Raw genomic sequence first — 16,171 nt, forward strand, 5'->3', positions numbered from 1 at the left:
CGAAGGTGACCCGGTGGCGCAAGGCCGCAAGATTATGCGGCAGTAGATTTTCGTTTGCCTGCCCTTCTAGCGGCAACCAAACGATTGCTTGGCATAGCTTTTGCAGCTTGTCTATTATCGCCCAAAACGCAAAGCGCTTTAGTTAAACGGGGCGTTTCAGTCTCGGGCGGTATGGCAAAATGAATGAGAACAAAGTGAATTCTGATAGCGAAACTTGGAATGTTCCAGGTTTTGGCGTGCATCACATTGCCAAGCTTCTGGAAAACCGTGGCTCGGATATTGTTGCGCTTCTGAGATCGGCCAACCTACCCGTTGATCTCCACGAAACACCACTGGATTTTGTTGATGTCCGGAATGAGCTTCGCCTCCTAGAGCTTGCCATTGAAGAGACCGGTGATCCCTTGTTTGCGATCTCAGCGGGAAAAACATTCAACCCCAGAAAAACGACACTTCTCAGCTATGTCGTTTTGAACTCTCCGACCGCTCGCGACGCAATTGAGAAAGCTGTGACCTACGCGCGCCTGGCGCGGGGCTTCGCCAAACTGTCATTTTATGAAGAAGAGCGTGGGATGTTCTTGGAGATAGATTCCATCGCTGAACTAATGCGTTCTGATGGAGCTCATAATGAGTTTCGAATATCCGCTTTCTTGACCAGTATTCAGATTGCAGCTGAAGCGCCCTTGCCAGTCCTTGAGATACGTTTTCCGCATGAATTGACCGAAGAAAGGCAATCCGAAATCTCCGGTGCTTTAGCGGTCAATATTAAGCAGAGTCAGAGGGTTCCGGGTATCTTGTTTGACAAGACAGTGATGGATATTCCGATCAAAGATACAGACCCCGCATTGCTTCTGCATCTTGAAAAACATGTGCAAACTTTGATGAAGGATTTGCCGCCTGCAATCGGCGAAACAAGTTCTTTGGTGCAAAGCGAGATTACGTCCCGACTGTCTTTTAACGCTCCTACACAAGATGAAATCGCGAAGACGCTGGGGATGAGTATCAGTACACTTGGACGCAAACTTGCCAAAGAAGGCACAACCTATAAACAGCTGCTAAAAGACATTCGCGCAAGGTTGGCAGAACAGTATCTTGATGACCCCAAGCTAAGCCTTTCAGAGATTGCTTTTGCACTGGGTTATTCTGATCAAGCTGCGTTTACCAATGCCTACAAGACCTGGACGGGCCAATCTCCGGGTAGTGTCCGAACCAATTAGGTTGATCTCAGGGCATGTAATTCCGTTGGCACAGTGACTTCGGGCAAGAAAGCGGATGCTGATCTGGTGAAACGTAGCCTCAGGCATCCGCTTTTTTATGTGTCAGCGCCTTTATGAGTAGGCATCACTGCATGAGTCACAAGGATCGGAATTCGATAGCTCTGGTGTCACTTGGTAGCCGGGGCCAGGCAGATTTACGGTTTGTTGGTTGAGGCCACCCAACGGGTGCGCCGAGGACATTCCGGCACTTACGATCAGCGCGAACACGGTAGCGGATGCAATTATTACTTTATTCATTTCTTGGTTCCTTTCAGTTGAGCGTGTTTGATACGCTGTGTGTGCATTCAATTTGGCATTCTGCGGCTCGGGTTTATTGCGATTGCACGTCAAGGTTTTGAGAAAAGACATCAAGCTGGCGTCGGTTCGCTTCGCCGCCACGGGAACATTGATCATCACGGCAAGGTGCCGCTTTAACCCCAAGGTGATCAATGCTGTGCCAGGCATGAATGGCCGGTAGCCATAACAAAGCTGCGGATGGAGATCTTACAGGTCGTCAGATGGGATCAAACCTGCATGGTTCAGCTGCCAGGTTTTTTCGCAACCCACCACATTCACTAAATCACTTAGGCTAAAATTCTCTGTTCGAGTTCTTTGGTTTTCGCGATGCGCTTAGATGCGTCAGTGGTATGCCACACGGTGGTCCCGGGTTGACCTCGTGTGGCATTGTCTTACGCAATCAGGTTTTGGTCGATCACCTCGAACGAAAATTCGTCGACTGTAAACATGGTGTCGTCGATCGCTGACAGCTCTACCGCATCAAAGGTTGTGCGCCCGAGTGAGCCCGAGAAATCACCGTCGTCGGCATTCGCCACCATGGTGTCGACAAGAACACCGTCATCGTAGAAGGCAACCTCGACTTCACCGCTGCCGTGACTGTCGCCAAAGCTGAAGATGAACTCCACTGCTTCCTGGTCCGCGTCTTCCAGCGCAATTCTGAGGCTTTCGTCACCGTCAACCGATGCAGCATCGCGGCTAAACAACGAGTCGCCGAATGAGAACACGCCAATCGCGCCATGTTTGATCGCAACCAGTTCAAAATTGGTCGGATCAACCGCATCCACTTTGATACCTACGTCCGAAAATGTGAGGCTGTTGCGCACCGGGCCAAGCCTGTCGACATCCACAACTTCGCCATCGATGCTTTCAAAGGCCTTGGTTTTGAACCAGCGGCCCGCTTCGAACTCAACGGCCAAACTCTGGGTTTCTGGAATGAACAGGCTTGCCACCATGGGATCGTGATCCGAGGCGCGCCCGCTGGTTGCTGCGAACTCTGAGTTGACGTGAACGATGTCAACCAGTGCCCCGGAATGCAGATCCTCGGACACCAGAATATGGTCCAACGATTGGCTGTTGCCCTGAAACTCAAAGCTATAACGTTCGTCTTCCGGGATATCGTTTGTCAGGTTGACGAGGTCGGTATTGGCCTCAAGGTCAGCTACGGGTGAGACAAATTCAAACTCGTTGAAGTCACCCAACACAACCGCATTGGCGCCATCACCCAGTCCATTGACGAAATCCTGAACGGCTTGGCTCTGGGCCTGGCGCTCATCCAGACTGCCGTTTACATCAACGTCTTCTTGGCGAGCGGCAAAGTCCTGTTCGGTCCCCAGAATAGGCGCGGACCCACCTTTGGATGAAAAGTGGTTATTGACCACCGTGACGGTTTCACCGTTGAAAACAAAATCAGCGACCAGCGGCAAACGCGCGCCCTCAAAGGCCTCGCCTTCACCTTGCCCACCGATGGTCTGCGCGGATCCTTCCACTAACGAGACACGATCAGGATTGTAGAGAAAGGCGGTGCGGATATTGCCGCCTGGCTGACCCCCGGATGTTCCGTCCCCGATAAAGGTGTTGTCGATCACCTCATAAGCCGGGCCACCCGCCGCCAGGATAGCCGCGGCCAGTTCCGCCAGGGTTTCCGACGCCGAGACGGTTCCGTCATTGTCCGATCCCGAATTGTCCTGCACCTCTTGCAGACCAATGATGTCCGGGCTGTTGAGGTTATTGGTGATCTGCTCGGCAATGGCTGTAAACCGACCGTCGGCAACGTCCTGGTCGTCGTCGCCATCATTGGGGTCGAGGTTAAGAACATTGTATGTGGCAATCGTCAGCTCGTTGCTTGAACTGGCGAGTGTGGTCGTTTCCTGTTCCAACCCGGCTGACTGGATATTCGCTGTAAAATCCTCGGTCGGCAGGATTTCGTAATTTCCGAAACTATAGCCCACCACACCCGTGACGTCGCCAAGGTGATCGCCGACATTCACCGTGGGAAAGTCGAAATCGAAAATCCCACTGTCTTCGTCGATCTGGATTTTCTCAGGATTGAAGTCGTCTGGTGAGATATTGAGCGTTCCGCGCTCTGAAAGTCCGGTTGCGCCACTGCCCTGATCGGCAACCGCAAAGATTTCACCGAACCGGCTGGTTCCGCTGACGGCTTGCAAATCCGTTGCAGTCACGCGCATCCCTTCCAGGCTTTCGAAGAAGTCGATGCCATCCTGGGTTGGATCGAATGAGGCAAACGCATCATCGTCGATGCTTTGGTTGGGCACCGCCCGCTCACCCGGATCATTGCCAATCAGAACCGCTTCGGGCAGCGCATTGCCCGATGACTGCACCTCAAGGTTAAAGACATTGGTCAGTTGGGTGGTCGGCAGGTTGCCACTGCCTGTGCCGCCGGGAAAGAATTCGGCAACGGTTCCGCCCACGGAAATGGCGTCACCTACTGACACTATAGGGCTTGATCCGGTGAACACGAAAATCGCGTCCGAGGTCGCATCGTTTCCGTCGCCTTCCGGATCCTGAAGATAGAATCCGTTGGAATCTACCGCAGTGACGATGCCACTGGTTGAAACCATATCGCCCAGAACGTTTGATGGGCCGGCAGGCAAGTCCTCGAAGAATTCGGCAACCGTTTGCCCATCTGCCAAAACAAACTCCGACACATGGCCTGAGCCCTGGATTTCATAGATCGATACGATTTCGATGTCGCTGGCCGAGATGGACACCTCGACAACAGGGGCCAGAATACCGTCGAAAGCAGGATCGCCCGAGGTTACCGTGTGCTGAATGTCCACAACCTCGGCTGCTTCGGGCAGGTCGTCGTCAACGGCGGTGACTGCGACTTGTTGAGGCTGGTCAAAATTGGTCGCGTCAAACACCAATTCGGTTGGTGCAACGTCAAGATCAGCTCCTGCGGCTATGGTGATCGTGACGGGTTGCTCGGGCGCGACAGACAACGTGACTTCATATGAATCCGCCATACCCCCTTCATCGGCCGCCAGGTCCAGATCATTTATGACGACCGATGGCGAGGGCGCGGCATCCGTGACCGTAAAACCCGTAGGCTCGATATCTTCAATCCTGGAGTTATTGGTCGTCCAGTTGGCGGGATCGTTAATGGCGGCCTGCAATTCAGCTTTGGTACCAGTAAGCGGGCCGCTATAAACGCCATTGTCGGTTTCAGGGATGGCAATTGCGCTGGTACCTACGGTCAGACCCGCGGGCAGTGCAGAGGTATTCGACGATATTGCGTCAGCCTCATACCCGTTTCCATTGAAATGAACTGATGCGACAAAAGAAGGTGCAGCGTCATCACCTTGGTAGGCGTGAATCTGATCGCCGCTGGCCGAGAAATTTGGACCGGTAAATGCAGGGTTTATCACTGTACCCGCAGCGATGTTTGCCGGCGCCGTCCAGACGAATACCCCCTCGTTGCTGCGGAACCCACCGGCCGCGAACCAACCGTTGTCGGTGAATTTGACCTCGGTTCCCGCCTCAATGTCAGTCAAAGCAACAAATGTGAACTCGTCGGGATTGTCCGAATTGAACCCAGTAAACGCAATATCACCCGCAGCCAATGTAGTAACCATGTGAGCCTCGCTTTTTGAATTGGTGAATGAACGGCGGTCCATATGCGACTCGCCTCAGCACAACTCAAGGTAGCTCAACCTGGCGATGTTATTTAACTGGTTGTACGTAGCTGGCCTAATACGGCGGAGCTTTGCCGTCTGAAAACACGGTATCGTTTTTTGATCCGTGCTCGGCTGTCCAACCATCTGTCACCTGAGGTCAGGGTTTTCCGCCGTGACTGGCCGCACAAAACGGCCTGCGACGAACGAAATCGTGTTCCCACCTGACAAGAGAAGGATTTCTAGCTGGACGAGCTGCGATTTACATCACACGGTAAAAGGAAATTGTGGCTGTGCAGGCAGTTTTGAGCTAGCCAGTCTGCACCAAAATTCCCTGTTAACAGGGAAAATACAGGGAAAAATTGCTGATTTTGCCGATATTCCAGCCTGTCGACTTGATTTCGGCAAAGAAAACAGCAGTTTGAGTGGGATTTCCCTAAACATTTTAACAAGGAAAATTTGTACCGGTATCAGCGAAATAATTGGTACGAACAGGGAAGCAATAACGGGCCAGATCTTTGCGGCATGGTGGCTGAGCTGCCCAAAATTCCTAAAGCCGACATTCGAGTGAAGTGCAGCGAATGACTGGAACGAGCCTGTTGCTGTCCTTGATGCAAAGCGCAGCATCCGTCGCGAAGGGCGGATTCCGGACTTTCGCTGCTCCCGCAAAAATGCATTCACAGTCTCGGTTAGCGGCCATTCAACAGCGCTTGCCATGAATTGACTTTTGGTGCGAACGAAGCTTTCGCTTGGATCTATGTTAGCTGCTTGAGCGCTCTAATACGGAAAACGCGAGACGTTTTCCCCCGACATTCTCAGCAGGATGTACGATTGCCGATTTCGAGGTTTTGAAAACCATTTTGCGATCAATACTCAGTTCGGCGTAACTTTTTCAAGAGTTTTCAATGGCTTTTATCAAAAAGTCGGAAGTCATTAAGGTGTTGTTTAATATACATAGTATCTTCAGGCACAGAGAATTCAATGGTTCACTGAATAAGTATTCTTTCTAGATATACAAATTCTGAGCTCATTTTACGGTGCTATGTTAGCGTTATCGCTTTGAGGTTGACGCTTGATCCCACCGGTTAACCGGCATCCAGCACAATTTGCGAAGCAGTTCGTGTTGTCGACCTAAGTGGTCCGACAGCCAAGGAACATACACTGGAGGAATTATGTCCCTATTGCAGACCATTACCCGTAGAGCTGCCCTGCTTTCTGTTGCCGCCGTCGCATTGACCGCGGGAACCGCAAATGCGGGCGATGTAAAAATTGGGTTCCTGCTGAAAACCATGCAGGAAGAACGCTACAAGCGTGACCGCGCTGCATTTACTGCGAAAGCAGAGGAGTTGGGTGCTGAAGTCATCTTTGATTCAGCAAACAATGATGAACTGACCCAGCTGGCGAAATTCGAAAACATGCTTGCCAAGGGTGCAGAGGTTATTGTGTTGCAGCCTGTGAATACTGGTACTGCCGGAAGCATGGTCAGCATGGCCAACAGCGAGGGCGTCCGCGTTGTTGGGTATGACTCAATGCTGGTGGACGGGCCGTTGGATGCGATGGTTATGCAGGACAGCTGGGCTGTCGGTCGCTTGCAGGGCGAAGCCATGGTTGAATGGCTCACCGACAAGAATGGAGAGGTTTCCGGAAAGATCGCTCTAATTCAAGGCCAGCCTGGCGACTCCAACGCTATTGCCATGAGCAGCGGCGTTCTGGAAATCGTTGAGGCCAATCCAGGATTGGAACTGGTGACCAACCAGGCACACGAAGGGTGGTCGTCGGAAAAGGCCATGGCAACTGCTGAAAACACGCTGACCTCAAACAGCAACGGCATTGATGCCTTTATCGCCAACAACAGTGGCATGGCCCGAGGTGTTATCGCGGCGCTGGAAGCACAGGGTTTGGCGTCATCAGATAAGGTGTTTGTCGCAGGTTCTGACGCCGATCTGGCCAATATCCAATACGTTGCGCAAGGCAAGCAGGCGGTTGAAATCTGGAAGCAGATCGATCCGCTGGCCGAAACTGCGGCAGAAGTGGCCGTGGCATTGGCAAAGAACCCGGACACGGCACCGGCTGATTTGGTTGAAGTCGACAAGGTCATCAACAATGGCTTTGCGGATGTGCCGACGATCGTGACCCCGATCACGCTTGTGACACAGGGCAACATTGATGACACCATCATCGCTGGCGGCTTCTATTCCAAGGAAGAAGTCTACGGGAACTGATCCCCGGGTCTGTTTCCTGAAGGAGGGCGTTTCGCCATTTAGCTCCCAATGCGTGTACTCCCCGCGCGCGGTTTCATGGTGCCCTCCTTCCTTAGATACCTCGGTCAAAATTGCCGCGCAGGGTGGGGATTGTCTGAAACACCTTTCTGAATGTGATGGGAAAAAGCATGTCTGAAGTCGTCCTGAAAATGCAGGGTATCATCAAGGATTTTCCCGGTGTTCGCGCCCTGAACAATGTCAACTTCGAAGCCCGCTCTGGCGAACTTCTGGCGTTAATGGGGGAAAACGGAGCAGGCAAATCCACGTTGATGAAAGTGCTCAGTGGGGTTTGGCCCTATCCAACCTACGAAGGCGATATCTATTTGCGGGGCGAGAGGGTTCGCTTTGCCAACACTAAGGAAGCCGAGGCCGCCGGAATTGGCATCATCTATCAGGAACTCAATCTGATCCCCGGCTTATCCGTTGCGGAAAACATATTTCTTGATCGGCAGTTCACCGATGCCAAGGGCCGGATCAATTGGAACCAGACCTTTGCCGAAACACAGAAGCTGCTGACCGAACTGGGCATCAATGACATTCGCCCAACCGATCTGGTGCAGAACATCACCGTGGGCAAGCAGCAGATGGTCGAGATCGCCAAGGCTTTGTCACTGAAGGCAGAAATCCTTGTACTGGATGAACCGACCTCGGCACTGACGGATAAAGAAGTCAAAGATCTTTTCCGCATTATCCGCAAGCTGAAGGCCGATGGCGTTTGCATGTGCTACATCTCGCACAAAATGGAAGAGATTGAGCAGATTGCCGACCGGATTGCGGTTCTGCGTGATGGTCAAACCATCGGTGAAGTTACTCCGATCGCAGATATCACTCTTGATCAAATCATCGCCCGAATGGTTGGCCGCGATATCAAAGACATGTTCCCGAAGGTCGATTTTACCCCAGGTGAAGTAACCCTGGAAGTTAACGATCTGTCTGTCACGAACCCCGATATGCCGGGGAGTTATTTGGTTAAGAATGCCAGCTTTGTTGCCCGCAAGGGTGAAATTCTGGGTATCTCGGGGCTGATGGGTGCGGGTCGAACCGAATTGGTTGGTGGCGTGTTTGGCGCCTACCCGGACCAGACAACAGGCGAGGTTAAGCTGAACGGGCAGAAGCTGGAGATCAAATCGCCGAAAGACGCGATTGAAGCCGGCATTGCCTTGCTGACCGAAGATCGCAAGGCACTGGGTCTGTTTCTGGACAAGTCTATTTCGTTCAACACGACGATTTCGTCGCTTGAGACGATCAGCTCGAAAGTTCTGGGCATCATCAACACCCAGCAAGAGCGCAAAGTCGTTAAGGAATACGTCGATCAGCTTGGTGTGAAAACGCCGTCAATTGACACGGTTATCGGCACGCTCAGCGGGGGTAACCAGCAAAAGGTCATTCTGGGTAAATGGCTGAATTCCAAGCCAGATGTGTTCATTCTGGATGAACCCACGCGCGGGATCGATATCGGCGCCAAGGTTGAGATTTACAAACTGCTGAACGAGTTGGTTCAGCAAGGCGTGACCGTCATCATGATTTCATCTGAGCTGCCTGAGGTTTTGGGCATGTGCGATCGGATTCTGGTGATGTGCGAAGGCGAGATTGTGTCGAACTTTGAACGGGACGACGCAAAGAAAGAAGCAATCATGGCGTATGCCACCGGCAGCGCGTAAGGGAGGAAACAAAATGAGTGCTGACAGCAACGTTGCAGGTGTTGGCGTCAACGGCGCCAAGGAAAACCACCTGATAAACTTCATCAAGGACAACGCGACGCTGATTGCGCTGATCGTGCTGGTCATCGGGCTTAGCTTTGCTGACGATGCGTTCTTTACCGCGCGCAACCTCAGCAACCTGTCCCGTCAGGTGACCATCATCGGGATCATTGCCGTCGGTATGACCATGGTCATCCTCATTGCCGGTATAGACCTTTCTGTGGGCTCTGTCGTCGGCTTATCGGCTGTGGTGTGTACACTGATGATGCAATACGGAGTACCAACAGTACTCGCGGTTCCGGCTACCCTTTTGGTCGTTGGCGTTGGTATCGGCGCGTGGAACGGGTTCTGGATAGCCAAGTTCAACATACCACCCTTCATCATAACCCTTGGCATGCTGACCATCGCACGTGGTTTGGCACTGACCTTGACCAACGGCAGTTCTGTACCGGTAACAAGTGACGTGTTTCCGCTAATTGGTGGGGCTTATATCCCGCCGATGATGTCCAGCATCGTTTTGATCGTGTGCGCTGCGCTTGCCGTCTATTCGATCTTCCGGGATGTGCAGCAAAGCCGGGCGCACGGCGTCGAAGTCAACATGCAGGAATTGCTGGTCAATGGTGCCGTTATGATCGGTGGTTTTGCTTTGGCTTTCCACGTGTTCACCAGCTACAAGGGTATCCCAGTTCCTGTTGCGATCTTTGCAGTCATAGCGTTTGCCGGGATCTACACGCTCAATAGCACCCGCTTTGGCCGCCGCCTCTACGCTCTTGGTGGAAACGAAGATGCGGCACGCTTGTCCGGTATCAATGTCGTTCGCACCAAGATGATCGTTTACACAGTCATCTCGGTACTGTCGGCACTGGCCGGGATTATCCTTGCCTCGCGTTTGAATGGTGCATCCCCCAACCTGGGTACCATGTTCGAATTGGACGCGATTGCCGCAGTTGTCATTGGTGGCACAAGTCTGGCGGGTGGCTCGGGCAGGGTGAGCGGTACCATCATCGGTGCCTTGCTGATCGGCGTTCTGAACAACGGCATGAGCCTGCTGGGAGTGGTGACGTTCTATCAGCTGATCATCAAAGGCCTGATCATCATCCTCGCCGTGTGGTTCGATGTGATGCAGAAAAAGAAATGAGGTGGACCAGCCCCCGGTTAGCGTACCGGGGGCACCGCCAAAATCCCCGAAATCCTGTATGACAATTGGGAGGTGAGCGATGGTACCGTCCATTATAGCAACCTTACGCACAAATGGCCTCAGAGTGTTGGGCTTGGCCGGCCTTCTATCGGCATCTTTGCCTATGATTGTGGCAGCGCAAGACGACGTTACAATCGGATTCCTGCTCAAGACCATGCAGGAAGATAGATATCAGTCTGACAAATCTTTGTTCACTGCACGTGCGGAATCCCAAGGGGCAAACGTGATATTCGACAGCAGCGGCAATGATCCATTGCGCCAGTTGCAGCAAGTCGAGGAAATGCTGGATCTCGGAGTGGACGTCTTGGTTCTGCAACCCGTCAACACCGCGACTGCCGGAGCCCTTGTTAATTTGGCCCATGATAAGGGCGTCAAGGTTGTCGGATATGACTCGATGCTTCAGGGCGGTCCACTTGATGTCATGGTTATGCAGGACAGCTGGGCTGTGGGGCAGTTGCAGGCCGAGGCCATGGTTGCCTGGTTGAATGATACAAATGGTGGGGTGGCAGGTCGCATCGCCCTGATCCGAGGTCAACCCGGCGACGCCAATGCTGAAGCACTGAGTAGCGGCGTGCTTAAGGTCATTGCGGATTATCCGGGGATAGAACTTGTCGCTGATCGCAGCCACGTTGACTGGTCATCAGACATGGCGCGAGACACTACCGAAAATCTACTGGTCGAATATGACAACGATATCGATGCCTTTATCGCCAATAACAGCGGGCTTGCATTCGGTGTTCTGGCGGCATTGTCAGACGAGGACCTGGCATCAACGGATCAGGTTTTTGTCGCCGGATCAGATGCTGACTTGAGAAATGTCAGGCTGGTCGCCACCGACGTACAAGCGCTGGAGATCTGGAAACAGATAAAACCGTTGGCTTATCGGGCGGCCGATATCGCCGTCAATATCGCGCAATCACCGGACGCGGAAATCACTGACCTGATTGGTGAACATACACTGATAGACAACGGCTTCGCGGAAATCCCGACGGTAATTACCCCTGTCCTTGCAGTAACGAAAGACACGATCGATGCCACCGTAATCGAAGGTGGGTTCTATACCAGCGAGCAAATCTATCAGAACTGAAGCTGTTATAGTGACGTTGGCGTCAGTCGGAAAAGCAGAGCAAACATGTAAGGGACCGAAATGTCGGACAAGATCAATGTCGCAGTACTTGGCCCGATCCCAAGGGACAAGATCACCAGCTACCAAGGTGAGAAATTCGAAAAGTTTGGCTGCGCGGTTTACACGGCGGTCTGCATGTCCTCACTGGCTGGTCAGGGATCAAAAATAAATGTGGTCAGTCACGTACGAGAAACAGACGTCGAAAATATCCGGGGCTTACTGTCCGAATTTCGCCATCTTGATGTTAGCCATATTACTGGAGATGCGGATCAGGGCGCAGTGATTGATCTGGTCTATGTCGACCAGAACCGGCGCAACGAGAAGCAAACGGGTTTCATGAATCCAATCTTGCCAGAAGATATTGAAGACCTGATGGATTGCGATGCCTTCGTTTTCGTTCCGATAACCGACTTTGAAGTGCCGCTGGAGACAATCCGTTACATCAAGACTAACAGCGATGGTCTGGTTGTGTTTGATGCGCATGGCCCCACCAGCGGCTGCTCGGCGCATGGCGAACGGTATCACAAATTCTGGATCGACCGAGATCGGTGGCTTCCACATATCGATCTGCTGAAGATGAACCTGGAAGAAGCTCAATGCAGTTGGTTCAAGGGTGAATACGGTTCAGATGAACTGCAAGACATAAGCGAACTAACGATGGACCAGCTGCCCAAGTTTGCGCGGCACTGCCTGGATCTTGGTGTCAAAGCGCTCTACGTCACGCTGGATCAGCATGGGTGCGCCGTCTACCACAAAGACGAGACCGGCCGGATGCGTGAGCACTTGGTCAAACGCGTGCTTGTCGAGGATGTAGTCGACACCACCGGCTGTGGCGATAGCTTTGCTGGTGGCTTGGCCTTTGGCTACCTCAAGACCCGCGATTTCGTCAAAGCCTGCCAGTTCGGCAACTGTGCGGGGGCGCAGCGCTGCTCGAGCAGCGAGTTGGACGTCTACGGATCGTTGGAAGAAACCGAACGTCAGATTGCCGAAACCTACGGCGACTGAACTTTCCGAAACATCACCGAATGGAGCCTGACATGCAGACAATGCTGAGCAGTAGCGATTGGCTGATCGAAGAAACGCAATTCAGTTTAGACGATGCGAACTTCAAGGAGACCATTTTCACGGTCGGCAACGGTTATCAGGGCACACGCGGATCGCTGGAAGAGGGCCATAAAGGAGAGCTGTCTGGCACCTATCTGGCAGGTGTATACGATCACCATGACTCGACTGTGATCGATCAGGTCAATGTTCCTACCTGGTTGCCACTTCGGGTTCGCGTGGAAGGTGAGGCTCTGGATGTCCAAACGTGCAAAATTGTCGAACATAAGCGCGTATTGGATCTACAGACCGGTTTTTTGCATCGCGATACCGTTTTTGAAGACAGTACGGGCCGTCGCACTCGCATCAACAGCATCCGGTTTGCCAGTTTTGCCGATCAGCACATCAGCGGCATTCGCCTGATCGTCACGCCAGTGAACCATTCGTCCGAGATCACCGTCGAAAGCGCGCTTGATGCTCATCGATACAACCTGGACCGCCTGCCAGCATATCAGGGAAACCCTGTCTTCCATCCCGAGGTCAAATGGGAGAAGTGGGCCAAAAGCCGACACCTGAAGGTCACTCAGTCACGTGCAAGCAGCGATGCGTCCTATATCGAAGCTCAGACTCTGGACACCGGCGTTACGATTGGCATGGCGACTACCTTGGATAGTCCTCCCTTCAGCGAGTTCAAAGGCGCAAACCGTGATTATGAGCAGGTTTCGCAAGCCGTTTCAGTTGATGCGCTCAACGGGCAATGTCTGACCTTCGAAAAGCTGGTGTCAATTTACACGTCACGAGACCTGAACGGTGCAGAGGTGGCGGCAAAATGCGAAGCGTCGCTGGAGACAGCACAAGCCAAGGGGTTCTCAACCTGTCTGAGCGAAAGCGCAGCAGCTTGGCGAGCGAAATGGGACGCTTGTGATTGCGTGGTGACGGGTGATCCTGAAGCGACGCGAGCAATGCGTTTCAATATCTATCATCTGCTGATTGCCGCCAACGAAAACGACCCACGCGCGAACATCGGCGCCAAGTCCATGTCTGGCGAAGGGTATAAAGGTCACGTCTTCTGGGACACCGAAATTTTCCTGCTACCGTTTTACATCTTCACACAGCCGGAGACGGCCAAAGCGCTTCTGAAATACCGTTACAACACTTTGAAGGGCGCGATTGAAAATGCCCGAATGAACGGATTTGAAGGCGCCCAATACGCTTGGGAATCCGCTGATACCGGGGTGGAGACAACGCCAAAATGGACGGCGGACGGTGCGAACCGGATTTGGACCGGAGAAGAAGAGATCCACGTCACCGCTTGTGTCGCTTATGGGATCCTCAGCTACGTTGCGGCGACGGGTGATCACGAATTCCTTCGTGATTTCGGGGCAGAAGTTTTGTATCAGACCAGCCGGTTCTGGATCAGTCGGCTGGAATGGAACGAAAACAAGGATCGGTATGAGCTGACCAACGTAATCGGGCCGGACGAGTTTCATGAACATGTCGACAACAACACGTTCACCAACCGAATGGCGAAGTGGCATCTTGAGCAATCGGCACGTGTTTTCAGAGTACTCAGTGAAAGTTCGTCTGAGGTTCATGACGAATTGCGGGTTCGGTTGGATTTGACTGAAAAAGAAGTGGATCAGTGGTTGGAAACGGCCGAAAAGATCTATGTTCCATTTGATCCGTCCCGCAATCTGATCGAACAGTTTGAGGGTTATTTCCAGCTCAAGGATATTCCCATCACCGAATGGGACAAAAACCGTATGCCCGTCTATCCCGAAGGGCATGACCACTTCTCACTGAACGGTTCAATGCTGCTCAAGCAACCAGACGTGATCATGTTGAACTATCTCTTACCTGACGAGTTTTCAGACGAAGTCAAAGCGGCGAATTACGCGTTTTACGAAAAACGTACGATGCACAAATCGTCTCTCAGCCCGGCCATTCATTCAATCATGGGGATCGAAGTCGGCGACATATCTTCTGCCCATCGCTATTTTGATCGCTCGGCCTTTGTCGATCTGATCAACAATCAAGGCAACACGCAGGACGGGATGCATATCGCATCGGCCGGCGGCACCTGGCAGTCGCTTGTGTGTGGATTTGGCGGGTTCCGGGTCAAGCATGGGAAAATGACGTTCAAACCCTGGCTGCCCGAAGCATGGACTGCCATCCGGTTTAACCTGAAGTGGCAGGGGAATGACGTCGAGGTTACGATTTCTCATGACGAATGTCGCTTTCGGTTCATTGCCCCATCCGGCAGTCGAGAAGAGATCGAAGTAATGGGACGCTCTGTTACTTTGGTCGCCGGAGAGGACGTTGTCTTCGCGCCGCAACCAGCGTAACGATTGCCGTTTTGAGTCAGGCGGTAGTAGCCGACCAAGCCGAGGTGATGCGGTCAGTCCGTAAGTGCTTCAGCAACTCGATTGTGCAACTGTTCCGCGGCGGCATGATCAATGAGCAATTCGTTTACAAGACCTCTGGAGATTAGTTCAAACACCGTATCACCACGTTCTTTTTGAATTGCTACGACGACAACGCCGCTTTGATTGGGATCGTCAAAAGCCCGATCTGCTATTGCCTTTACGTGCTCTGTTTTGATCCCGGTCCAAAGCCCGTTCAATTCGTCAATCAGGTCCATTTTGATTTGGGATATACCCGTTCTGGGAATCAAAATGCCACCAAGGTCACCCACAACCAGTTGCCTGAGGTCATCAGCCCTCAAACCGCCTGCCTGAACCAATTCTTCGAAACTACCCAGAACCGGGGTGCTTGAAGACCCTACGCTGGAGATCAGCATGTCCATTTTGTCAATCAAAGCGTCAGGTCCTGAAAACACGCGGTGAAATCCCGGCGTGTCAGAGATGTACTGCCAAATGGAGCGGCGCATGGTCTCGTCATAGTGGCGGGGAATATATGCCGGGAAGCCGGTCAGCTGGGGGCTTTCCTCCTGCTTTTCGTTAAACAGCTCATCAAACGTTCCGGCAAGCCGGCTGGCAGAGTATCCGTGCTGCGCCAACGACACCAATTCGGCGCAAACCGCCGCGAATTCTGTCTTGCGCGATTTATCTATGGGCTGCCTTGAGGCGGCGATCCCCTCCGCCAAAGACTTGATTGTCCGTCCCCAAGCAACGCCGATGACGTCTGATTTTTCGATCAGTTCTGTTAATCGTCCAGAGGCGGTTCGTCCAAATCTGGTACGGCGCTGCGCCAGAGCCGCTTCGGTGTTCCCCGGTCCACTTTCGAAGACGCCAAGCCGGGGTGACCTGAGACCGTTCCTGACGCAATATTCTTTCAGGTCCGAATTCAGCCCAGAAGGAGCCAGTAATTCGTCCATCTGGCGGATCCATTCATCCGAGAATTGCTCTTTGACGAAGCGCTGTTCGATGACGAGGTAGTTTTGCCGCTCAGCATGTTTCAGCAATCGCGACACATGCGGTTGAGACAGGCCACCAAGAACGACGCCGATCTCCACCTGTGACATGTTGTGCGTTGCACGCATATAAGCAGCGCACTGGGAACGTTCTTCGAAGGGTAGTTTCTTTACGTCAATCATTTGGCCCAACATTGTCCAGTAAGTCGATCCTGGCGGTATGAATAACTATGCCAGATAAACATTCACATGCCAGTCAATTGAAGAAAAATCCTGACATGCTACGTGTT

The 16,171-nt window shown here is 52.6% G+C and carries 11 protein-coding genes; 8 read left to right on the forward strand and 3 right to left on the reverse strand.

Features of this window, described 5'->3' with window-relative positions:
* Window positions 1–179 precede the first annotated feature (179 nt).
* Window positions 180–1,214, forward strand: coding sequence for an AraC family transcriptional regulator (locus DS906_RS08395; RefSeq protein ID WP_113789749.1), 1,035 nt, complete (start codon window positions 180–182; stop codon window positions 1,212–1,214).
* Between the two features lie 111 nt (window positions 1,215–1,325).
* Here the strand turns inward: DS906_RS08395 and DS906_RS22480 are convergent, their stop codons facing one another.
* Together DS906_RS22480 and DS906_RS08405 are read right to left on the reverse strand one after the other, a co-directional pair.
* The gene (locus DS906_RS22480; RefSeq protein WP_113789750.1) at window positions 1,326–1,718 is read right to left on the reverse strand and encodes a hypothetical protein; all 393 of its coding nucleotides are present in this window, start codon (window positions 1,716–1,718) and stop codon (window positions 1,326–1,328) included.
* 224 nt (window positions 1,719–1,942) lie between these two features.
* Window positions 1,943–5,143, reverse strand: coding sequence for an endonuclease/exonuclease/phosphatase family protein (locus DS906_RS08405; RefSeq protein WP_233494729.1), 3,201 nt, complete (start codon window positions 5,141–5,143; stop codon window positions 1,943–1,945).
* 214 nt (window positions 5,144–5,357) lie between these two features.
* On the opposite strand from DS906_RS08405, the gene DS906_RS22045 reads away from it, so the two are divergent.
* The 7 genes from DS906_RS22045 to DS906_RS08435 all read left to right on the forward strand — a co-directional run bounded on the left by DS906_RS22045 (window position 5,358) and on the right by DS906_RS08435 (window position 14,853).
* Window positions 5,358–5,753 carry a hypothetical protein gene (locus DS906_RS22045; protein WP_147235213.1) on the forward strand — a complete coding sequence of 132 codons (396 nt, stop codon included), beginning with the start codon at window positions 5,358–5,360 and terminating at the stop codon, window positions 5,751–5,753.
* Between the two features lie 601 nt (window positions 5,754–6,354).
* Window positions 6,355–7,404: a substrate-binding domain-containing protein gene (locus DS906_RS08410; protein ID WP_199528512.1), complete on the forward strand. Its 1,050-nt coding sequence runs from the start codon at window positions 6,355–6,357 to the stop codon at window positions 7,402–7,404.
* A 167-nt stretch (window positions 7,405–7,571) separates the two neighbouring features.
* Complete coding sequence (locus tag DS906_RS08415; RefSeq protein ID WP_113789752.1) at window positions 7,572–9,104, forward strand: sugar ABC transporter ATP-binding protein; 1,533 nt, start codon at window positions 7,572–7,574, stop codon at window positions 9,102–9,104.
* A gap of 13 nt (window positions 9,105–9,117) precedes the next feature.
* Window positions 9,118–10,281, forward strand: a complete 1,164-nt coding sequence (locus tag DS906_RS08420) for a sugar ABC transporter permease (RefSeq protein ID WP_199528514.1) — start codon at window positions 9,118–9,120, stop codon at window positions 10,279–10,281.
* Between the two features lie 169 nt (window positions 10,282–10,450).
* Window positions 10,451–11,428, forward strand: a complete 978-nt coding sequence (locus DS906_RS08425) for a substrate-binding domain-containing protein (protein WP_199528516.1) — start codon at window positions 10,451–10,453, stop codon at window positions 11,426–11,428.
* Between the two features lie 60 nt (window positions 11,429–11,488).
* On the forward strand, window positions 11,489–12,472 hold the full coding sequence (locus DS906_RS08430; protein ID WP_113789754.1) for a carbohydrate kinase family protein: 984 nt from the start codon (window positions 11,489–11,491) through the stop codon (window positions 12,470–12,472).
* 32 nt (window positions 12,473–12,504) lie between these two features.
* Window positions 12,505–14,853: a glycoside hydrolase family 65 protein gene (locus tag DS906_RS08435; protein ID WP_158541301.1), complete on the forward strand. Its 2,349-nt coding sequence runs from the start codon at window positions 12,505–12,507 to the stop codon at window positions 14,851–14,853.
* A gap of 53 nt (window positions 14,854–14,906) precedes the next feature.
* Here the strand turns inward: DS906_RS08435 and DS906_RS08440 are convergent, their stop codons facing one another.
* Complete coding sequence (locus DS906_RS08440) at window positions 14,907–15,992, reverse strand: sugar-binding domain-containing protein (RefSeq protein ID WP_233494730.1); 1,086 nt, start codon at window positions 15,990–15,992, stop codon at window positions 14,907–14,909.
* Between the last annotated feature and the right edge of the window lie 179 nt (window positions 15,993–16,171).

Origin of the sequence: Ruegeria sp. A3M17 (assembly GCF_003318255.1) — a bacterium.
Classification (GTDB): domain Bacteria; phylum Pseudomonadota; class Alphaproteobacteria; order Rhodobacterales; family Rhodobacteraceae; genus Ruegeria.